The organism is Mycobacterium parascrofulaceum ATCC BAA-614, from assembly GCF_000164135.1.
Classification (GTDB): Bacteria; Actinomycetota; Actinomycetes; order Mycobacteriales; family Mycobacteriaceae; genus Mycobacterium; species Mycobacterium parascrofulaceum.
Window position 1 is genome coordinate 230,767 of sequence record NZ_GG770557.1, and the last position, 20,552, is coordinate 251,318.

Sequence of the window (20,552 nt, forward strand, 5' to 3'; positions counted from 1 at the left end):
AACTTGGTGCATGCCTGTTCGAAGGCCATACCCGAACCAACGACGTTGTGGAGCTTCATGGTCTCGAGAAGAAGCGTTGTGTTCTCCCGATTTGGGCTCCTGACCTGACGTAGCGGTGCGTCGCTATACGGTCGAGCGTGGTCCCAGTGCAGCTCAATGAGCTTTTCGGCAATTCGCGACACCGATAGGATGGCGTCACTGGCGACCGAGGGCGCGAGATCGATGAGGGCAAGCAGCAAGCCAAATTTGTTTGTGCCGGTGGCAGACCCGCGTTCGAGGACAGCCAGGATTCCTTCGACGGGGTCTAGTTGCGGTAGAGCTCCAGACAATGATTGCCTCCGAATCGTGCGTACTGTTGCCGTTGTGGCGTGTTCTCGTGCTCGACCGGTTGCCCGGTCCTCCAGTTCACTCGAATTTCAGTGTGCGTGTTGAATTGCTGGGGTCTTGTCCATCCAGCAGCCGCCGAGCCTCGTCAGTCGCTTTTGGAGTGGACATCCAGAGCAGTACGTCGAGAATCCTCAGTGGTGGATCTAAAGCCAGCACACCACTGCGGGCACAAACCTCACGTTCCAGCTGATGCAGTCTTTCAACTATGGGCCCGGTCTTCATGAGGTGCTTATAGACTTGCCAGTCAGTCAGCCGGTCCTTTCCGGCGCCCAATCGCTTAATAGTCACCACTTCATCGCGAACAGGGAAAAACTGCGGACGCTTTCGGGAACAAAGCTTGGACGCAGTAACCCACGGATTCTTGCCAAATGCATATTTGCAAGTTTGATAGAGTTCGTCTGCCGCGCGCCACACCTTCAGGTCGGCGGTCGCCAGATCGGCTGCCGGAGGGATGGCGCGAAGAAGCTCAGTCAGGCGGTCCTGCAGCTCCTTCGAAAGAATCCTCCGAGTTGCGCTCGGATGTATCTTGACGCTGAGCAGGCTTGCCGCGAACAGATCTGTTGGAGTCACACGGAAAGGTTCGATCGGCTCAAGCGTGAGGAACGTGCTCCCGGCGTAGTTTCCCGTTTCGGAGTAGTAGGTGTGCAGCCAATGGGCTGCTTGCCTGTCATTGAGCGCTCGCTCCGTCTCGAGGACCGCATGTTCGGTCTGTTCCGGGGTCGGCCCTTTTTGCAGCAATCTGACGGAGAATTCTTCGAGCGTCATTAGGTGGGTACCACCTCTCGAGAATCACGCTTGCTTATCAACTATCGAAATACGAGTGCAGTGATCCCGGATACCACACGCCACCGCAAGAGTGCTCCGACTGGCTCATAGCAACTGCATCGCCAATGCATCATGATCCTACGGCGCCCGGCCTTTGTCTGCTGTTTCGGGTGATCTCGACATCGGAGGAGATTCCGCTCGGCATCCGCTGTTGGTAGCGCCCTCACCAGGCTCAGGAGGACGGCAACCGAACCGGCAGTTTGCCGTCGAGCGAGGGATCTCACGGGGTGCCGGGCGGAATGATTCCGGTGCCCGCCTGCGCTCACTGCGCAGAACATCGTTTGCCAGGACTCCAGACTGCGCGGTCTCCGAGCAGCTTTAGCTTTCGCCTGCACAAATAGCCGTTCGCTCGTGCTGACCCACTGAACCAGCCGTGTCGGTCAACGAAACCCCTATCACGATGCGCCTCTCGGTTGAAAGTGCAGTCGCTTCAGCGCTCCGCGGAATTCGCAATTCGGGTCGGCGCCCGGCAGTACCGTTGCCACGTCGCGCAGCGCCCGGTCGCTGTCCACAGCCTTCAGACGAGTTCTATATAGCGCAGCGATAGTCGGCGTGCGACTGGCCGCCTGGACGCAGTGCACGAACACCGTCCGGCCTCCAGCCCGCAGTTGCTCGATCGCCCGCACGGTGTCGAGCAGCACGAAGTCGAGATGGTCGTTCTCCCCCACCCGGTCGATGAGGCGTACATCGAGGTGCTGCAAACCGGCAGGTAAGTATTCGTCAGCGACCCGGCACAGCGACACAATCGCATCGACCTCTTCGGGCAGGCTGCGCAGCCCCGCAACGCCACCGATCCACACGTTGTCGTCGTGGGGGTGACGCACTGGTTTACGCGCTTCGGGGAAACCGCTGTAGGTGTAGTCGAACGTGTCCGGCCGGCCGTGGTCGATGACCTTGTCGGCCAGTTGAATCAGGCCGCGGGTGGTAAGTCCCGGCCAACCCTGCAGCATCAATCGCCAGCGCGAGGGCACCGCGGAGGCCCCGTAGGCGGCGCCGAGGAGCGCTCCGGAGATGGCCGCGACGGTGTCAGTGTCACCGCCGCCGCGGACCGCCGTCTCCAGCGCCAGCCGCAGACGGTCGGCCCGGAACACCTCCGCGGCAGGATTCTCCGTCGGCTCCGGGGTATGCACGATCGCCGACAACGCCCCCTGCAGCGCCGCGACCACCCAGCCGTTCTTGGCGGCGAACGCCGCCGGCGGCGATGCCTCGGCTTCGTCCAACCGCGACGCCCACAGCTCGCGGCGTTCAATCGGGATGTGCCGCAATCCAGCCCGCGCGTCGAGCTCGCCGGTCCGTACCGCGCGACGGATAGTGGTGCACCACAGCACGCAAGCATCACCGGCGTCGGGGTCATGGTGCGTCAACACACCGATAGCACGCGCGGCCTCGACTAGCGCCGCCTCGTCGTCCAGGTAGGCCAGGGCCACCGGGGCGGGGCGCATCAGCGAGCCATTGCCGGCGGTGTGGCCGGTGCGCTCGTGCAGCGCTGCCGACGCGTCGCGGGCGCTTTGCGCCGTGAGTCCTCGCCGACCCGCGGCGGACAGCACCGAGCGAGTCTGATTGCCGACGTCCGGAGCGGTCTGGGCCCACGAGTGCCAGCGCTCGACAATCTCGTCTTGTGCCTTCTCGTCACGCAAATCGGCTCCGGTGGCCGCGGTCTCGGCGATCGCGATGGCCATCGACGTGTCGTCGGTCCACTCGCCGGGCGCGAAGGGTCCGAGTCCGCCGCCGATCATGTCGACCGGGACATCGGGTCCCAGCGGCGACGCGAACTCATAGCCGGCGCCCAGGGCATCCCCGGCGGCGCAGCCAAGCAGGGCACCGCAGGCCCGGTCACGTTGTGCCGCAGTCAAAGCCATATATAGCCTCCCTCGTTGCGCGTGCGCGCATGGTTGATTGAATAAAGAGCCAGATAGGTCTTTGGCGGGCGCGACCGCCGTCCCCGTACGCGTCAGACGAAGCCGTCGTCGACAAGAACCGAGCCTTCAGGCGTTACCAGGTGCGCCTGACCCGACCCTTCGACGAAGCCGCACCAGCTCTTGACCTCGAGGCCCCCGCGCTGCAGCTCGACGTGGAACGCGTACTTGCCGGGGATCGGAAACCACACCCGCTGACCCGGCAACTCGTGCAGGACCTCGACCGGCGGGTAGCGCAGCGCCTTCCGTAGGTCGCCGTCGAAAACCCGGCCGCGAATGCGTCCGTCGATGAGCTCGGCCAGTCGCGCGTCAAGCGCCCGGGTCTGCTCCTGATCCAGCGGTGAGCGCGGCGGGCGCAGCAGATCCAGCAGCGCGGGTTTGCGGCTGTGTTCGGCTACCACGTCGAATGCGGTGCGCCCCTTGGCGTCCCGAAGCGACCGCAGCGCGCCGCGATCGATGAGTTCGGTGACGACCTCGGCCGGCGCACCGTGCCAGGCGGCCTGGTGCAACGCGGTGAACCACGCCGGCCCGCCCGGCCGCCACTGGTTGATCACCAGCCAGCTCCACTCGTGGTCGAGCACCGTCATCACCGTGGGCCAGTCTCCGGTCTTGGCGGCGTCGGCGAGCCGGTGACCGACGCTGACCAGCTCGTCGGCCATGACGGAGGGGTCCAACACGCCCTGCCACGGGCGGGCGCCTCGAATGATCTCGCTGTAGGACATCATGTGGACCGCCTTCCTTCGCCCCCGTGGGGCGCTCGTGCCGGCAACGGCCGGTGCCAGGACGCTTCGTCGTCGGAGCCCACGAGCGTGGGGTTGGCGCGCCGTCGAGTCGGAGCTTGGCGACGGCGACTCATGAAGCAATGTCAGATTAGAGCGGGGCACCGACAACTCGACGCGCGTCGGGCCGACCCTTTTACCTGCACTGGTCCTGCATCCGTTTCGGAAGCCACTGCGCTGTTGCAGTGGTAACTGTGGCATAACAGTAGCATTCCATCCAGGCTATCTGCAACAGCGCAGTGTATGCTGCGACTATGCAGCCCTCTGAACGCGAAGTCTCGGCGCGCAGGGCCGACGTTGGCAGCGCCTTCGGCGACCGGGCCAAATCGGCACGGCTACGCGCGGGGCTGACGCAGCAGCAGCTGTGTGACCGCCTCGGCAACTCGCTCGACACCTCGGCGATCACCCGCATCGAGGCCGGCCAGCGGGAGCCGCGACTCAGCGAAGCCCTCGCCATCGCCCGCGAACTGAGGTTCGGACTCGACGACCTGGCTCCGACGGCAGACCTCGACGCCTACCTGCGCGACCTTTCCCGGTCGATGGAGGAAAGCCGGGCTGCCCTGGTCACGATGCTGCGATCGGTGGACCCGGTCGTCGACTTCGTCCGACGAAACCCCGACTGCCTGGGCGGAGATCGGCTGGAAGACCGCGTCCACGAGGTCGCCGAATCGTTTCGCCACCGCGTCTCCCCCGACGACGTCGAGTACGACAACCCGCAGACGCTGAACGTCGCCATCACCACCACCCGGACCGACGAGAGGCTCAAACGCCAACTGCTACGGGCGGTCAACGACGGCATCCTCGTCAGTGCCGACGAACTCCAGCCCGCCCATTACCGATGGTTCAAAGACGACGCCGACGACGACCGCGGGACACGGCCGCGGACCGCAACCCGCTCCGACGACGAGCAATGGCAGGACCATTTCGGTGAGCTCCTGGGTTACGTCCGCCGCCACGGCGATGCACGCGTTCCCCGCTCACACGTCTCCCCCGACGGGGGCCCGCTCGGCGCCTGGGTCGTCGACCAACGCAACCGCTTCGCCCAAGGCACACTCGACCCGAACCGCGCGATGCGACTCGAGGCGTTGCCCGGCTGGACGTGGGGCCCGCGATCCCGGCGCACCTCCGCAACGCCACGCACGATCTGACACCTCTTTCGGGCCGTTGATGTCCGACCGTGCTGCGATGATGGAGCGGTGGCGGGCGATAGCGAGCACATCCTGCTTAACGCGTACGCGGCGAAGCGATGCCCGGTGCGCGTGCAGAACAACTACTCACCGCTCGTGCCGACCCTCAATTGGGTTCCCTCGCCGGAGATCCAGGCACGGCTGGATGCCGGTCTGACGTTCGAACGCAAGGTATTCGACGAGCTGGCAGCTCTGCATCCGGCCGCGATCACCGTAGCCGCGCAACTGGCCAAGGCCGACGCGATCGCGGCGACCGTGGACGCCATGGAGTCCGGTGCGCCGCTGGTGTTGGGCGGGTGGCTTCCCGACGACGTCGCCGGGGGGCGCACCGGACGTCCCGACCTGTTGATCCGAGTCGCCGGCGGCTACCTTCCCGCCGACGTGAAGCATCACGCGACCGTCGAGCCGCGCAAGACCACGACGGCGGTCCTGTCCGCGCCTAAGTCCCCCGACCGGCGGCGCAAGGCGAGCGGGTGGACCGCGACGTCGCATCGGTATGAGGACGGCATGCAGTTGGCCCACTACACCCGCATGCTGCAGGCATGCGATCACCATCCCGGCCCGGAACTGCTATGGGGCGCGGTGCTGGGCACCAGCGCGGTCGCGGTGACGGCAGGTGACAGTCCGGGCCTGGTATTCGTCTGGCACGACCTGCAGGAGCCGCTATTTCAGACCTTTTCCCGCAGCCAGGGCAAGAAGCGCCGCTCGCTGCTCGAGCGTTACGACCACGAGCAGGGCTTCCGGTTGAAGGTCGCCGAGAACGCTTGCCGCATTACGGGTTCCGACGCCGACCCGACCCCGCTCGTCGAACCCATCGGCCAGGAGGAGTGCAGGACTTGCCCCTACGAGCAGTGGTGTGCCGATCAAATGGGCCGCGAGGACCCCTCGGTCGCGATCACCATCGGCCGGCTCGGCACCCGGGAGTGGTTGACGTTGCGGAGCATGGGCGTCACCACGACGGAAGCCTTATCGACGGTCGATCCCGACGACCCGACTTTTTTCGACGAGTACGTCGTTGAGGTCACCCACCTGTCGCCCGAGAATGCGCGCAAACGGCTGGCGGCGGCCGTCGAGCGCGCGGAGATGATTTGCCGCGGAGTCGATCTCAAGCGCAACGGCGACGGCCCCGTCGAGGTCCCGGTCGCCGACGTCGAGATCGACCTCGACGTCGAGTACGACCTCAACAACCGGGTTTACATGTGGGGCGTCCGCGTCCGGCGGGGCACCGACGAGTCAAGCGCGCGTTACATCAGCGACTTCACGGACTGGGAGCCGCTGGACGACCAGGCCGAACGAGCGCTGGCCGCGCGGTTCGCCGCGTGGCTGCGCGCGCAACGGACCGCGGTCGAATCCGCCGGCGAAACGCTACGGGTCTTCCACTGGTCGCACCCCGAATGGTCCAAGTTGAACAGTATCCTCGGGACCGCCGAAGTCGACGACCTCACCAACTCCGACACGGGGGTGTTCGTGGATGTGGAGAAGGTGTTCGCGGCCAACTTCATGTCGTTGCGCGGATCCAGCATCAAGAAGGTCGCCCCGCTTTTCGGGTTCGAATGGCGTGTCGACGACCCGGGCGGCGCCGTCTCGCAGACCTACCTGGCCCAGGTGCACACCTCCACCGAACCCAATGACATTGCCGCAGCCAAACAGTGGCTGCTCTCCTACAACGAGGACGACACCGCGGCGATGGCCGCCATCCGGGACGGCATGCGGACCTGGCGGCCAAGCGACTGAGCGGCGGCTGCCGTCGGAGATTCCCGCACCCCGCGGCGGGGTCACCATCTACACCCCCAGCGGGGGTAACCACCCAGACCCCCAACGGGGGTAGTCGAACCGTACCCCCGACGGGGGTAACCGGCCGAACCGCCATCGACATCCGCAAGTTTGACCCGACGGTGCTCACGGCGTCCGCATGTCGGTCGGCCAATGTAACCTCGATCTTGCTTCACGAGATGCCGTCGCCAAGCTCCGACTGGACGGCACGCCAACCCCACGCTCGTGGGTGGCTCGGATGACGAAGCGGCCTTACGCCAAACCGGTGCGGGCAAGAGCGCCTCCCCTGCGGAGGCTCGGCATCAAGGAGTCTTCGTGTCCGAGATTTGGTGGAGCCTCGCCGGCACCGACAAACACTGCGATTTGTATGCCCCAGGGCATTGGGTGCACTGGATCCAGCACAAGCTCTCGGTCCGGGCCCCGGGACCCGTGATCCCAGTGACCGCATCCGTCGATGACGACGGTGTGGTGGTGCTGGAGGGCAATGGCTTGTGCGTGGTGGCGTGGAATCACCGTCCGGCCCTGGTCCATACCGCGCTGCGGCACTCGGGCGGATCGGCAAGGTGGGAACCGCGTTGGCACCTCCTCGTGGTGCCGACCGGGACGCTCGTCGACGGGGCGAGCAACGAATTCAGCCTCGCGGCCGCACACGAAAAGCGCGGCTGCTCCGTTACCCGCACTACCAACCCTGACCACCTTGTTCCTCGCATGCCGGCACCGACGAATGTGCCGCCCCTGCGCATGACGACGCGCTATGCGGCAGGGCTGCCAAAGCGGTTACGCAAGAGGAAGTGAGCGGTCGGCTGTGGAGTCGTGCGAACGCCTACCAGCCCGGTCGATCCGGCCGCCCAGGTAGGCGGAAATGGCCAATGGCCAAACACGCCAAGTCGACTTCGACCACCACTCCGGCCTTCAACCTTCACGAACTGGCCATCAACACCGACCTCGGCCAAAATGCCCGGGGACGTAAAACGCGAATTACGGTGGCTTCTTACGGGCCACATAGCCGACAGGCGAAAGACCCAGCAAAACAGCAATCGGCCCCACTCGAAGAGCACGACGCAAGGAGCAACATGAACAGCCCGAGCGAACCGACCTCTGCCGACTGGGACTTCCCCACCCTCGCTCACGTGTGGGACTACCGAAGCAAGGCGATCATCGCGGGCGCTGACCGGCTCGAGGCCCTTACCCCGCCCGACCGGGCGCGCTCGCTGGAGGAGCTCGGCGACCGGGTGCGCACCCTCGTTCGGACACTCGACGACAGCTGGCTCGTCGCAACGGCCGTATTCATGGTCGAAGATCTCTACAAGTCATTCTTCCGCGAATTCCGCTGGTCATCGGGCGTCGCCGACTACATCGCCGGCAGTGCGGGCGTGTTCATGCGCGAGTTCACCGAGCGCGAATTTGTGCTGAACTACGTCATCGACAACACCGAGTCAGAAGCCGACCTCGCCGAGATGCTCACCTACGTGCCTGAAGTCTTCCGAGCGGCCGGCTTGCGCGTCGTCGGACCGCAACTCATGGCGCTCGAGATCATGGAGCGCATTGAAGGCCGACCGCAAGATGTCGCCGCGCTCCCGTCCACGATTGACGAGGGCCAACACCTTGCCGAACAGTTCGTCACCCAGTGCCACGAGGATCGCCGGTCCTACGTGTACCTCAATCTACAACTCGCCGAGGATAATTCGCGGTTGTCGCTCGACGTTGCTCTGTCGAACACCGACGCACCCGGGACCTTAGTGGTTTTTCGCAATCAGCCCCCGGCCGCCGGCACCACGGTGGAAGTCTCCGCGCCACCCGGCGTGACGATGCCAACCGTCTGACCCCGACCGCGCCGAGTGCTTGGGTCAGACAGCCGGATTCAGCTGGACGACAACCCATCCGGCCTACGATGACGGCCTCAATGCGTGGAATCCCCGCTTGGATCGCGCCAATCGGTTGGCCGTTCAGGTCGCGGCGCTAGCCTTCAGCGACTTCAAAACGCCGGCGCTGAGCCGGGCGAGTTCGTCGGCCTCATCTGGAGTGAGCGCATCCGCGAAAATCTCGGCCATCCGGCGGTTGGTCGCCTCCTCGACCTCGGCGTAACGCTCCCTCTTGTCCGCGCCGTCGGCCAACGGCTCCGGCCAGCCGAACATCGCGGCGTACTGGCGGCCCTTGTTGAGCATGTGCGCTTCGACGGGGGTGATACCCGAAATGGTGAGGGCGTTGAAATGCACACCGCCACGCAGCTCCCGCAGGATTTGCATGACCTGCAGCGCCCGCGCGGGCGCGTCGTCGGCCAGCGGCATCGTGCGCCATCCGGCATACAGCGGCAGGCCCGCGTCCGGTGCCGCCGCGATGATCTTCTCCCCCAGCGCCGCGATGCGGTCCAGGCCTGCGGCGCCGGCCAGATGTCTACGGCCGAAGCCGGCGATCTGTTGCCAGTACAGCTCGGCCGCCGCGGCCGCCCCGCGTACCGCGACGCCTTCCTCCCACAGGCCCCACAGGAGGTTGGGCTCGAACACCACGAACACCGACGTGACCGTGACGGCGGTGGCTTCCCCCAGCACTCCGCCGCGGCCGGCGACGTACCCGGCGATCGGGTTCTGGTATCCGGCCGCGGTGCTTTCGGCGAGGGTCTCGGGGTGCAGCATGAACACCGCGACCGCTTGTTCGATGGGCAAACCCGCCGCGATGGCGGCCTCGAGCACCTCGTTGTGGCTCATGGCTTTTCTCCTTGTCAGGCGTTTGGGTCGTGCCCATGTCCCATGTTGCGTGGGTCGACGCTACTCCTGGCGCTCGACAGTGCCCACGCTGACACCGGCGGCTCTCCAAGCGCCAGACGCCGGCACTTCTCGAGCAGCCGCTAGCCCTCCGCGCGCTTGTCCGCCGAGCTCGCGTTACGCCGGCGCTTCGATGACGATGCCCAAATCGGCGGCCGCTGCCGCCATACGAGTGTCATAGGTGACAACTGCGCGCAAATCCGTTCCGGCCCGTTGGGCTGCGGCGAGATGGATGGCGTCGAGCGTGCGCAGGCGGGCCGGGCGCAAGTCGGCGGCAGCGTCGAGCAGACCCCGCGTGAGGTTGATGGTGTCAAGCTGGTCCAGGATGCGGCGAGCTTGAGATACCGCCCCGGCCCCGGCGCCGGAGACCGCGCGGATGAGCTCCGTTCTGGCAAGTGCCGCGGTGAAGAGCGTGTCGGCAGCGACCGCACGCAGGTACTCTTGCAGAGCCGTCGACTCATCTTCGGCGACAACGAGTTTGACCAGTGCCGAGGTGTCGAGGTACGTCTTCATCGCTCCGCGGCGCGCAGGTCGGCGAGTTCTCCCGAGGCGTCGAAATCACTTGCGATGGGCTCCATGTCCCGAACGCTGCCGCCACCTGCGGCCGGCGTGATTTCCCCGGCAGCGACCATGTCCGCCCACGGATCGTCGGTAATGGGGACGAGCCGGGCGATCGGACGCCCGTGCTCGGTAATTTCGATGAAATCTCCACTGGCGGTCACCTTGGCCAGGTAGCGGCTCGCATGCTGCCGGAGCTCGCGGACGCCGATCCTTTCCATGTGCTACACGGTAGCACTATTTAGTTCCCCGCGTTAGCCTGAACTGGCCACCCACTCTAGGCGGGCCACGTGCGGCGGTACCCTCAGCCACGCCCGCCATGTCTACGACCGGAGATCGGACGCATCTTCGAGTTCAGTTGCGGCACTGCGCGGCTGGCGGCCAACCCCGGGGCCGCTGCCTCGACCATCAGCTACCTCGGCGAGATGCTCAGCCGCTTCGCCATTCGCGTGGCATCCTCGGCGGCGGGGAGTTGCGCCCGGCCGCCCGTTTTACGGCCGAGGCGGCAACGCCGACAGCCACCCATCCGAAAGCAGCTCCAGCAGCTGCCCATCCGGATCCCGGATCATCGCCATCGCCTCGGTCACCGTCCCATCAACCACGACTCCCCCGAACTCAGCCACTCGAGCCAACGCCCTAGGAAGATCGGACACCGAGAACGAGATGTGCGTCAGCCCAACCTGATCCATGACGCGCTCCCCGCCAACACGAACCTGACGCTTCGAGTAGTCCATGAGTTCGAGCACAAACCCGTCGCGCACCAAGTACGTCGCATGGACCCCGAGCGGCTCCGGAAGCTGGACGAGCTTGGCGGTGGGGCCGTCGGGCGGATCCAGCTCCCACCAAAACCGAAACCCCAGCACGTTCTCGTAGAACCGCCGCGACCGCTCGCGATCGGAGACACACAATCCGACATGGTTGAAGGTCGTCCGGTGACTACTCATCGCGGCCTTTCTCGACGGAACCCAAGAGCGTAATAATGCAAAGATAGTGCAGATAGCCGAGCGCCCGGCGCGGTGGAGGACCGACCAGATGACAACCCGACCCGACGTCACCGACGACGCCATCGTCGACTTCGACCACCACTCCGACGCGTTCAACCTCAACGAAAACGCCATCAACGCCGAGCTGCGACAAAAATGCCCGGTCGCCTGGAACGAGAACTACGGCGGCTTCTGGTTCCTCAGCAGCTACGACGCGGTCAGCCGGACGGCCAGAGACGGCGACACCTTCGCCCACAAGTACGAGCCCCACGCCCCAGACGGCGTCGACTACCAGGGCGAGATGGGCGTCCCGCGCCCCGAAGGCCAGCCGGCCCTGGGCATCGGCGAGGTCGACGGCCCCTACCACCAGGCCCTCCGCCACGCGCTGGCCCCGTTCTTCTCCCCCGGCGCCGTCCAGAAACTCAAGCCGTTCATGGAACAGAAAGCCCATGAGTTCCTCGACCACAAGATCGAAGACGGGCGGATGGACCTCGTCCTGGACTACGCCAGCCCGGTCCCGGCCATCCTCACCATGAAGCTGATGGGCCTGCCCCTCGACAACTGGCACCTCTACGCGAATCTCTTCCACTCCGTCATGGCCGTCCCGCAGGACAGCCCGGAGTACCTCGACGCCATCGCCAAGGTCCCCAAGATGATGGAAGAGGTCCTCGAGTACGCGGCCGGCCGGCGGGCCAAACCGACCGACGACCTCACCAGCTTCCTGCTTCAGTTCGAGTTCGACGGCCACCGCCTCACCGACGAACAACTGCTCAACATCCTCTGGAACCTCATCGGCGGCGGCGTCGACACCACCACCTCCCAGACCGCACTAACACTCCACCACCTGGGCACCCATCCAAACCTGCGACAACAACTCATCGACCACCCCGAGCTCTACCGCACCGCCACCGACGAATTCCTGCGCTACTTCTCGGTCAACCAAACCCTCAGCCGCACAGTCACTCACGACGTCGACCTCGACGGCCAACTCCTGAGAAAGAACGACAGAGTCGTCATCAGCTGGCTGTCGGCCAACCACGACGAGAAAGAATTCCCACAGCCCGACCAAATCATCCTGGACCGCGCACCCAACCGTCACGTCGCCTTCGGGCTCGGCCCGCACCGCTGCATCGGCTCCCACCTCGCCCGCCTGATGGCCGAGGTCATGGTCAGAGCCGTCCTCGACCGCATCCCCGACTACCAAGTCGACGTCGAAAACGTCCAGCAATACCTCGGCAACCCGAGCATGACCGGGCTGGGCACGCTGCCGGTCACCTTCACCCCCGGAACGAAGCGGGACCAGATGCCAGTAACCACACACAACAGATGACCGCCTCCTACCTGCGCTGGATCGCCGCGAACGCGGCCAAGCCATTGGTCCACGCCTATCGGCGCACCGGCGCCGACCTGCCCTTCGGCGACCCCGTGCCGTCGCACGGCACCGAAATGGAGGGCTGGTTCTGGCGCCTCACCGACGCCGCCTCCGGTCGCGTCGTAGTCGCGCTGTGCAGCGTGAACCGGCACCGCGACGGCGACTGGGCCACCGTGGCGGTCGCGCTGCACCCCGGCGGCGTCGTGCGCTCCGCGGCCGTGGATGGCGCCCACGCCGAATCGTCCACCTTCTCGGTACGCGCGGGAACAGCTCCCGACTGCCTCCTGGCGGCGAGCCCCGATCGGCTCCAGATCGACCTCGACGGCGTCCACCTCGATCTGCGTTTCACGGATCCGTTCAACTGGCCCAAGGCCTTTGGCGGAGGCGGCGTCTTCGCTTCGGTCCCGTTTCTGAACCAATACTGGCATCCCTACCGGCTCGGCGGAAAGGCGACCGGCACAGTCAAATTCGGCGAGGGAAACTGGTCGTTCAGTGACGCCCGGCTGTACGCGGAACGCAACTGGGGTGCCGGCTTCCCCGAGCGCTGGTGGTGGGGTCAGGCCCACGATTTCCCCGCCGCCGACGTCTCGGTCGCCTTCTCGGGCGGCCTTCTTCAGCTCGGCCCGATCCGCAGGGACGTCACCGGAATCGTCGTGCGACTCGGCGACCGCCTCATCCGGGTGACCCCGCCGGCGCCCGTGCGATCGGACGTCGGCGACGGACGCTGGCGCATACGGGGACGCACACTGCGCTACCAGATCGAACTGGACGGCGACGGCACCCGCGCCGATCCGCACGTCCTACCGGTGCCGCTGCCCGCGCAGCGGCGCAACATCGACACCGACTTCGAGCACCTCGCCGGCCGATTGCATTGCAGGGTAAGGGAGTACGGCCGGGTGGTGTTCGACGGCACCTGCGAGCTGGCCGGCCTGGAGGTCGGCAGCCGGCCGGCATAGATCGACTCACGGTCCGTGCCACCTGTCACCGCCCGGTAGAGTCACGAACTCATGCAGATCGCAGTGACTGGGGGCACCGGGTATCTCGGTGCGCACGTCGTCCGTGGCCTACTGAACGCCGGCCATCAGGTACGGCTGCTGGCCGAGCCCGGCTGGGACAATCCCGAACTGCTGCGCGGGCTTTCCGAATCCGGCTCGATAACGGTCCTTACCGGCGATGTTCGCGAGTCCGATACCGTGGCGACCCTCCTGGACGACTGTGACGCCGTGCTGCACGCCGCCAGCGTGGTCGGGACCGACAACCGGCGCGAGAACCTGATGTGGGACATCAACGCGTTCGCGACCGAGTCGGTCCTGCGGCAGGCCCACGACCGCGGGCTGGACCCGATCGTCACGATCAACAGCTACAGCTCCCTGTTCTCGCCGGCGGTCGCGGTGATCGGGCCGGACACCCCCACCGCTTCGGGCAGGTCGGCCTACGCCAGGACGAAGGGCTACGCCGATCGCGCCGCCCGGCGGCTGCAAGACGAGGGGGCGCCGGTGGTCATCACCTATCCGTCCAGCGTGGTCGGACCGGCCTTGGCGACGGCCCCCGGCATCACCGAACAGGGCTGGGCGCCGATCATCCGCGCGGGGGTGGCCCCGCGGCTGCGGAACGCCGGAATGATGATGGTCGACGTGCGCGACGTCGCCGAGGTGCATGTCGCCTCGATGCGGCCCGGCCGCGGCCCCAAAAGGTACGTGTGCGGCGGCGTGATGCTGAGCTTCGACGAGATGATCGGCGCGCTCGAGGCCGGCTCCGGACGCCACATCAGACGAGTTCCCCTGAGCGGCGGACTGTTTCGGGCCCTGGGCAGGATCGCGGACGCCGTCGGGGACCGACTGCCGCTCGGGGCCGGCTTCAGTTTCGAAGCGGCCCAACTGCTCACCGCGGCGACACCGACCGATGACTCCCGCACCCTGGCCGAGCTCGGGGTGACCTGGCGCTCGCCGCGCGAGGCGATCATCGCGACGTTCGCGCCCCGCGGCGGAGGAGAAGCCCCGTTCCGGCCGTGACGCCGGAAGCCGCCGAAGCGAGCCGCGCTGCGGCCCTGATGATTACGACGCCGTCGCGTACTGCAGCACCGGCTCCGACGAATCGACGTGGCTGCCACTGAAAATCCGCAGACGGTTCGGCCGCACCTCGTAGCGCACGCCGTTGACCGGATTCGTGACGTCGAACCCGTCCCCGACGCGCTCCGCGTTCGACAGCTCGATGTGGGCGCCGTCGCGGAGGCGCTCGCCGCGGTAGTAGTAGTCGCCGCTGAGGCTTTCACACACCACGGCCAGCGACTTTGCGGTGCGCACCACCGCGGCCGGCGGGTTCCCCGGGTCGCAGCGGGCCGGCTCGCCGACGAACCCCAGCCCGTCGGCGCCGCGCACCGGGGCCGACAGCGTCGGCGTCCTCGGCGGCGGCGTGCTCGACGGCGCGGGCGAGGTATCGGACGCCTCGGGCGGCGCGCCGTGGTCGACGAACGCAGACACGACCGCCACGACGAACCCGGCGATCACCAGCGCGATCGCCGCCCCGGTCAACACCAGCGGCACCCGGCCGCCCCAAGGCCGATGCGGCGGGCGTGCAGGCACTTCGTCAATCGGATACGGGCTGAAGCCGGTGTCGTCGGGGTTCGGATAGACCGCCTGGAACGGCCGGGTGCCGAGAGGCGGCGCGGCGGCGCCGACCGCCAAAGGCTCGTACACCTCGGACACCGCCTCGCTGGCCGCCCGCGCGAGTTCCCCGGCTGACGCGAACCGCGTCGAGCGCTGCTTGGCCATGCCCCACGCGATCACGTCGTCGAACGCGCGGCCCACGCCGCGGCGCATGATGCTGGGCCGCGGAGCCGGCGACAGCATGTGCGCCCGCTTCAGCTCCTCCGCATCACCCTCGAACGGCGGCTGCCCGGTGAGGCACTCGTAAAGCAGGCACGCCAGCGAGTACACGTCGGTCTGCGGCCCGACCCGGCCCGTGGTGAACCGCTCGGGCGCCATGTACACACCAGAGGCGTCGGGAATGCCGAAACCCACCAGGTACGCGAAGTGATCCGGGGTCAGCAGCACGTGCTCCGGCCGAACCCCGAGGTGCACCAGCCCGGCGGCGTGCGCGGCGTCCAGCGCCCGCGCCACCTGCGCGACGATCGACGCGGCCCGCGGCGGTTCCAGCGCCCCGCGCTCGCGCAGGAGGTCCCCGAGGCTGCCGCCCTCGACCAGGTGCATGTCGACGAAGAACACCCCGTCGATCGAGCCGAAGTCGTGCACCGGGATGACGTGTGGCTCCCGCACCCGCTGCGCGAGGCCACACTCCCGGCGAAAGCGGTGCTCGAAGCCGGGTTCGGCGGCGGCCTCGGCAGACACCAGCTTGACCGCGACCGTCCGGTCGTTGACCGTGTCGTACGCCCGGTAGACCTCGCCCGTGGCGCCCTCGCCGATCAACGAGCGCAGCTCGTAGGGGCCGAACCGGGTGTCAAGCCGCGAGGTCAATCGGCAATCCTTTTCGCCAGGTGAAAAACGTCCAGTCCGGCGGGTTCCCGAATTCGGCGCCCACCTAACGTGCGGCGGCTCACGTGCGGCGGCACCGGGCGTCAGCCGCCGTGGCCCTTGTGTTTGCCCGGGTGCGGCGGCGGCCCCGGTGGCACCGCCGGTTCCGCCGTCGGCGTAGTGGTGGTCGTCGTGGTCGGGGGCGGCGTCGGCGTGGTGGTGGTCGTCGTCGGCGCCGGCGGCGGTGGCGACGAGAACGGCGGGTCGATCGCCAGCAGGAGGAGCGCCAGCGCGAACGCGGCGACGATCGCGGCGATCCACCACTTGCGGCGGGGACTCTCCGGGGGCGCGGCGGCCGGCGTGTAGGTGAGCACGGCCGGCGGCGGCGCCGCCATCACCCGGGTGCGCACAGGCCTCCCTCCGGGGCCGGCGCCGGCCAGCGCGGCGCGCATCGCGGCGGCCTGGCCGAACCGCCACGCCGGGTCGCGGGCCATCGCGCGCTCGATCGCGGCGGCCAGGGCCGGGGGCACGTCGGGGCGCAGCGCGGCCAGCGGCGGCGGCGACTCGTGCAGGATCGCGTGGGCCAGCGGGCCCAGCTCCTCCTGCGGGAACGGCCGCCGCCCGGTCAGCGCCTCGTAGCCCACCACGCCGACGGCGTACAGATCGTCGAGCACCGTGGCCGGCTTGGACGTCAGCCGCTCGGGGCTCAGATAGGCCATGCTGCCGACCACCTCGCCCGCCCGGGTGTAGGCGGCGCCGGACGTCTTGGCGATGCCGAAATCGGCGAGCTTGGGTTCGCCCGCCGCGGTGAACAGGATGTTGCCGGGTTTGACGTCGCGGTGCAGGACGCCGGCGTGGTGCGCCTCGGCCAGGGCGTCCAGGACGCCGTCGAGGACGGCGTGCACGAACGCCGGGGTCAGCGGGCCGCGGGCGATGTGGTCGGCCAGCGACACCCCCGGCAGGCGTTCCATCACGATGAACGGCAGGCCGTAGTGCTCGCCGACGTCGTGCACCACCACGACGTGCGGGCCGGTCAGCCGCGCGGCCGCGCGCGCCTCGGTGTCGAACCGCACGCGGCTGTCCGGGCGGTCGGCCACGCCGGGATAGAGCAGCTTGATCGCGACGGCCCGGTGCAACTTCAGGTCCCAGCCGTCGCGCACCTCGGCCATCGCCCCGCGGCCGAGCACGCCGCGCAGCTCGTACCGGCCGCCGCCCAGCCGCTCACCCGCCGCCAGCGGCAGTCCGCCCTTGCCCTGGCCGCGGTGCGACTGAGTTCCTTGGAGGTCCGTGTCGATCTCCTGTCGGAATGCTGACTCCCCCTGCGGGTCGGGGATAACCGCGGACCGGGAAATCGAAACGCCGACGGACCGTGCGTCACCCGCGCGGCTTTTGCACCGCCCCCGCGTACTCGCCGACGAAGCCCTTCCCCAGCCACCACCGGGGCTCGGTGTGCTCGAAAATCTCCTCGCCCAGGGTGCGATGGCGCACCGACTTCTTGACGGGAAACGGGTTCATCCCCGACTTGTATTCGACCCCGACCATGGCGGGGGCCCCCGGGCGCCCGCGCCGGGGCAGCTGCTCGAAGCCGGCCTGCGTCAGCAGGGCGGTCAATTCGGCGGGGCGGGGGAATCGCCGGAAGTCGTGGTTCGGCTTGTGCAGGCCGAACACGAACAGCGGCCCGATCGTCACGAAGCACAGCCACGTGCAGACGTTGCGGTCCGGCGCGACGTAGAACATCCGCCCGCCCGGCCTCAGCGCGCGAAAGACGCTGTCCATCAGGCGGCGGTGCTCGGTGCAGTGGTCGAGCACCCCGTGCAGGTACACCAGGTCGAATCGGTTCTCCCCCAACACCTCCGGGTCACGCGCGTCGCCGACGACGAAGCTCACCCCGGCCCGGCCGGCGAACCGCCCGCGGGCCGCGTCGATCGACTTGTAGTCGACGTCGACGCCCACGACGTCCCAGTCGCCCAGCTCCGGGTAGCGTTCGAGCAGCCCTTCGATCGCCCCGCCGCCGCCGCACCCGACCACGGCCATCCGCGGTCGATCGCCATCCGCCGGTGGCAGGTAGTCGCGCAGGAACTCCCAAGCGGCGTAGTCGATCTCGCCGACGAGATCGGCGGTGAACCGCCACTGCTCGCTGACCTCGGCGTTGGAGAAGTACCGCACCCCGCGCTCGATGGTGCCGTTGCTGATCCGCATCACCGCGCGGTCGATCATCGAATAGCGGTACTTGGGCTCGCCGGCCGCGTCGTTGGCCCGTTCCCGTTCGAGGAATTCGAAGTAGCGTCGCGCCTCGGGGCCGATCGGCGGCTCCCACGACGGGGCGTGCCCGAGCACGCGTTCCCGGATCCACGAGTCGATCACCCGGCTGTACACGGTCGTGTCGAAGAGCATCAGCTGGTGCCCGCCGCCGGGCATCACGAAGAAGTCCTTGGTTCCGCCGATCCGCTCGAAGCATGCCCGGCAGTGCTCGGCGCCGACGATCTCGTCGTGCTCCCCGCAGGTGACCAGGACGGGTTTGGTGTTGGCGGCGGCGGGTTTTGGCGGCGCGTAGTTGAACACCGAGTGGTAGCTCTCGAGCCCATAGCGCCAGACGTAGAAGGGGTCCTTCTTCTTGGTGTCCAGCAGCCCGGGGTCCTCCTGGTAGGCGGCCTCGAAGTCGATGACCCGGCGCAGCGGGACCCGCAGCCGATCCCCGATCGCCTTGGCCGCCCACGTCGCCGGGCGCGACCGGAACAGCCGGATCGCCGGGCTCATCGGCACCTCGTGGTTCAGCAGGATGTTCATGCACACGCCCGCCGTCACGGCCGGGCACGCGTCCAGGGCGTGAAACGCCACCTCCCCGCCCTGGCTCGCGCCGTGCAGGACGACCGGCAGCGACGTGCGCCGCGCCGCGTAATCGGTGACCGCCCGGGTGTCTTCGAGGAAGTCCTCGAAGCGGAACACGCCCGGCTCGCCTTCGGTGCGGCCATGCCCGGTCAGGTCGAACGCATAGACGGCCGCCCGGTAGGTGCGGCGCATGTGTTCGGCGAACGCGTCGTAACTCTCGCTGTTGCCGGCGGTGCCGTGCACCAGCACCAGGACGTAGTCGGCGGTGGGGTTGTCGTAGCGGCGCACGAAGATTCGCCTGCCCCCGGATCCGGTCACGGCGTCTTCGACCATCGGCTGATCGGTGAGGTTGCGGGTCATCGCCTGGGTTCCAATCCTTCGGTGATGCGGTCGGCGAGGATGCGGGCGAACGCGTCGAAGTCGCGACGGAACCCCGAGGCGTTGGAGACGAACGGGCGCTGCATGGACATGCCCAGCAGCACGGTTTCGAAGAGCCGCACCGACTCGTCGATCAGGGACTGCGGCGCGTCGTCACCGACGATGCCGCGCAGCGCCCCGGCGAGCTGCCGGCGCTGGGTGTCGCGATAGTCGCCGTACGCGATCCGCAGGAACTCGTTGTGGTTGGCCGCCGCGGCGAACTCCACCATGAACATGACCGCGTCGATGTTGTCGATGAACAGCGCGTACATCAGGCCGGCCGCCTCGGTCAGGCCCTCGCGCACCGACACCCCGTGCGGCAGTTGGCCCGACGCCGCGGCGAACATGCGCTTGGCCATGTCGTCGATCGCCGCCTGGAACAGCTTTTCCTTGGTCTCGAAGTGGTAGTGCAGCAGCGTCTGCGAGACGCCGGCCTTCGTCGAGATCAGCTTCATGGAGGACTTTTCGTAGCCGTACGCGCAGAAGCACTGGATGGTCGTCTGCAGGATGCGCCGCCGCGCGTCGCCGGTGGGCTGCTCGGGCTTGGACACTGCCGCGGTCAAGGTCGCCTCGTCTCGTCGAATCCGCTTCCGGCCACCATACTGTCTGACCGATCAGTCAGGCAAGGTAGGCTAGCGGGTGATGCGACGGAAAATCACGCTGACCTTCGACAATGGCCCCACCCCCGGGGTCACGGATCAGGTACTCGACACCCTCGCCCGGCGCGGGGTGGCCGCGATCTTCTTCGTCGTCGGGGAGAACGTCTCGTCCCCGCCGGGGCGCCGGCTGCTGGAGCGGACCGCGCGCGACGGGCACCGGATCGGCAATCACTCGTTCCGCCATGGCCGGCCGCTCGGCGAGCTCTCCGCGGCCGAGACCGTTCGGGAGATAGCCGGCACACAAGAGCTTTTGGACGCACTCGGCGACCCCGACCGCTACTTCCGGCCGTGGGGCACGGAGGGGGCGCTCGACCGGCGCTGCCTGAACCGGGCGGCGATCGACCACCTCGTCGCCGAGAAGTACACCTGCGTCCTGTGGAACAGCGTCCCGCGCGACTGGGCCGACCCCCACGGATGGGTCGACCGGGCGCTCGCCGACACCCGCGACCACCGGCACACCGTCGTCGTCCTGCACGACCTACCCACCGGCGCGATGGACCGGCTCCCGCGGTTTCTCGACGAGCTCGACGCCGCCGGTGTCGAGGTCACCACCGACCTCCCCGACGACTGCGTGCCGATCGTCCGCGGCGCGCTGCGAGCGCCCGTCGATCACCTCGTCTCGGGGATAGGGTGAA

20 protein-coding genes and 2 riboswitches are annotated in these 20,552 nt (G+C 67.7%); of the genes, 8 read left to right on the top strand and 12 right to left on the bottom strand.

Annotated elements, in window-relative coordinates; genetic code table 11:
- The 4 genes from HMPREF0591_RS33520 to HMPREF0591_RS22435 all read right to left on the bottom strand — a co-directional run.
- Nucleotides 1-239 (bottom strand): hypothetical protein (locus HMPREF0591_RS33520; RefSeq protein WP_007170962.1); only part of this gene is annotated, 239 nt, incomplete at its 3' end.
- 166 nt (nt 240-405) lie between these two features.
- Nucleotides 406-1,152, bottom strand: a complete 747-nt coding sequence (locus tag HMPREF0591_RS32545; protein ID WP_007170963.1) for a DUF6308 family protein — start codon at nt 1,150-1,152, stop codon at nt 406-408.
- A 455-nt stretch (nt 1,153-1,607) separates the two neighbouring features.
- A complete protein-coding gene (locus tag HMPREF0591_RS22430; RefSeq protein WP_007170964.1) occupies nt 1,608-3,071 on the bottom strand; it encodes an ADP-ribosylglycohydrolase family protein in 1,464 nt (487 codons plus the stop codon).
- A gap of 92 nt (nt 3,072-3,163) precedes the next feature.
- Complete coding sequence (locus HMPREF0591_RS22435) at nt 3,164-3,853, bottom strand: ankyrin repeat domain-containing protein (protein WP_007170965.1); 690 nt, start codon at nt 3,851-3,853, stop codon at nt 3,164-3,166.
- A gap of 25 nt (nt 3,854-3,878) precedes the next feature.
- Nucleotides 3,879-3,988, bottom strand: a riboswitch (SAM riboswitch).
- Between the two features lie 173 nt (nt 3,989-4,161).
- On the opposite strand from HMPREF0591_RS22435, the gene HMPREF0591_RS22440 reads away from it, so the two are divergent.
- The 4 genes from HMPREF0591_RS22440 to HMPREF0591_RS22450 all read left to right on the top strand — a co-directional run bounded on the left by HMPREF0591_RS22440 (nt 4,162) and on the right by HMPREF0591_RS22450 (nt 8,690).
- Entirely contained in the window at nt 4,162-5,055 is an 894-nt protein-coding gene (locus HMPREF0591_RS22440; protein ID WP_007170966.1) for a Helicase associated domain protein, read from the top strand.
- 48 nt (nt 5,056-5,103) lie between these two features.
- Nucleotides 5,104-6,828 (top strand): ribonuclease H-like domain-containing protein, encoded by a 1,725-nt coding sequence (locus tag HMPREF0591_RS22445; RefSeq protein ID WP_007170967.1) that lies wholly within the window; start codon nt 5,104-5,106, stop codon nt 6,826-6,828.
- Between the two features lie 209 nt (nt 6,829-7,037).
- Nucleotides 7,038-7,151, top strand: a riboswitch (SAM riboswitch).
- A 31-nt stretch (nt 7,152-7,182) separates the two neighbouring features.
- Nucleotides 7,183-7,662, top strand: coding sequence for a hypothetical protein (locus HMPREF0591_RS32550; RefSeq protein ID WP_157137554.1), 480 nt, complete (start codon nt 7,183-7,185; stop codon nt 7,660-7,662).
- Nucleotides 7,663-7,736: 74 nt separating this feature from the next.
- Entirely contained in the window at nt 7,737-8,690 is a 954-nt protein-coding gene (locus HMPREF0591_RS22450) for a hypothetical protein (protein WP_244269070.1), read from the top strand.
- 123 nt (nt 8,691-8,813) lie between these two features.
- Here HMPREF0591_RS22450 and HMPREF0591_RS22455 read toward each other — a convergent pair whose 3' ends face one another.
- The 4 genes from HMPREF0591_RS22455 to HMPREF0591_RS22470 all read right to left on the bottom strand — a co-directional run bounded on the left by HMPREF0591_RS22455 (nt 8,814) and on the right by HMPREF0591_RS22470 (nt 11,131).
- A complete protein-coding gene (locus HMPREF0591_RS22455) occupies nt 8,814-9,572 on the bottom strand; it encodes an SCO6745 family protein (RefSeq protein ID WP_007170970.1) in 759 nt (252 codons plus the stop codon).
- Nucleotides 9,573-9,746: 174 nt separating this feature from the next.
- Nucleotides 9,747-10,142, bottom strand: a complete 396-nt coding sequence (locus tag HMPREF0591_RS22460) for a type II toxin-antitoxin system VapC family toxin (RefSeq protein ID WP_007170971.1) — start codon at nt 10,140-10,142, stop codon at nt 9,747-9,749.
- On the bottom strand, nt 10,139-10,408 hold the full coding sequence (locus HMPREF0591_RS22465; protein WP_007170972.1) for a type II toxin-antitoxin system Phd/YefM family antitoxin: 270 nt from the start codon (nt 10,406-10,408) through the stop codon (nt 10,139-10,141). Before HMPREF0591_RS22465 ends, HMPREF0591_RS22460 begins: the two co-directional genes overlap by 4 nt.
- Before the next feature lie 270 nt (nt 10,409-10,678).
- The gene (locus tag HMPREF0591_RS22470) at nt 10,679-11,131 is read right to left on the bottom strand and encodes a VOC family protein (protein ID WP_007170973.1); all 453 of its coding nucleotides are present in this window, start codon (nt 11,129-11,131) and stop codon (nt 10,679-10,681) included.
- Nucleotides 11,132-11,219: 88 nt separating this feature from the next.
- Here HMPREF0591_RS22470 and HMPREF0591_RS22475 point away from each other — a divergent pair, with 88 nt between their 5' ends.
- From HMPREF0591_RS22475 to HMPREF0591_RS22485, 3 genes are read left to right on the top strand one after another with little or no spacing between them, the layout of a single operon-like run.
- A complete protein-coding gene (locus HMPREF0591_RS22475) occupies nt 11,220-12,500 on the top strand; it encodes a cytochrome P450 (protein WP_040623638.1) in 1,281 nt (426 codons plus the stop codon).
- Nucleotides 12,497-13,498, top strand: a complete 1,002-nt coding sequence (locus HMPREF0591_RS22480; protein ID WP_007170975.1) for a tocopherol cyclase family protein — start codon at nt 12,497-12,499, stop codon at nt 13,496-13,498. Before HMPREF0591_RS22475 ends, HMPREF0591_RS22480 begins: the two co-directional genes overlap by 4 nt.
- Before the next feature lie 51 nt (nt 13,499-13,549).
- A complete protein-coding gene (locus HMPREF0591_RS22485; protein ID WP_007170976.1) occupies nt 13,550-14,554 on the top strand; it encodes an NAD-dependent epimerase/dehydratase family protein in 1,005 nt (334 codons plus the stop codon).
- Nucleotides 14,555-14,596: 42 nt separating this feature from the next.
- On the opposite strand, the gene HMPREF0591_RS22490 is transcribed toward HMPREF0591_RS22485, so the two are convergent.
- The 4 genes from HMPREF0591_RS22490 to HMPREF0591_RS22505 form a co-directional block, all read right to left on the bottom strand.
- Nucleotides 14,597-16,015 (bottom strand): serine/threonine-protein kinase, encoded by a 1,419-nt coding sequence (locus HMPREF0591_RS22490; protein ID WP_007170977.1) that lies wholly within the window; start codon nt 16,013-16,015, stop codon nt 14,597-14,599.
- A 101-nt stretch (nt 16,016-16,116) separates the two neighbouring features.
- Nucleotides 16,117-17,247, bottom strand: coding sequence for a serine/threonine-protein kinase (locus HMPREF0591_RS34470; RefSeq protein ID WP_040623639.1), 1,131 nt, complete (start codon nt 17,245-17,247; stop codon nt 16,117-16,119).
- Nucleotides 17,248-17,386: 139 nt separating this feature from the next.
- Nucleotides 17,387-19,201, bottom strand: a complete 1,815-nt coding sequence (locus HMPREF0591_RS22500; RefSeq protein ID WP_007170979.1) for an alpha/beta fold hydrolase — start codon at nt 19,199-19,201, stop codon at nt 17,387-17,389.
- Nucleotides 19,198-19,821 carry a TetR/AcrR family transcriptional regulator gene (locus HMPREF0591_RS22505; protein WP_007170980.1) on the bottom strand — a complete coding sequence of 208 codons (624 nt, stop codon included), beginning with the start codon at nt 19,819-19,821 and terminating at the stop codon, nt 19,198-19,200. Before HMPREF0591_RS22505 ends, HMPREF0591_RS22500 begins: the two co-directional genes overlap by 4 nt.
- Before the next feature lie 79 nt (nt 19,822-19,900).
- Between HMPREF0591_RS22505 and HMPREF0591_RS22510 the strand changes: the two genes are divergently transcribed.
- Entirely contained in the window at nt 19,901-20,551 is a 651-nt protein-coding gene (locus HMPREF0591_RS22510) for a polysaccharide deacetylase family protein (protein ID WP_007170981.1), read from the top strand.
- Nucleotide 20,552: the final 1 nt, after the last annotated feature.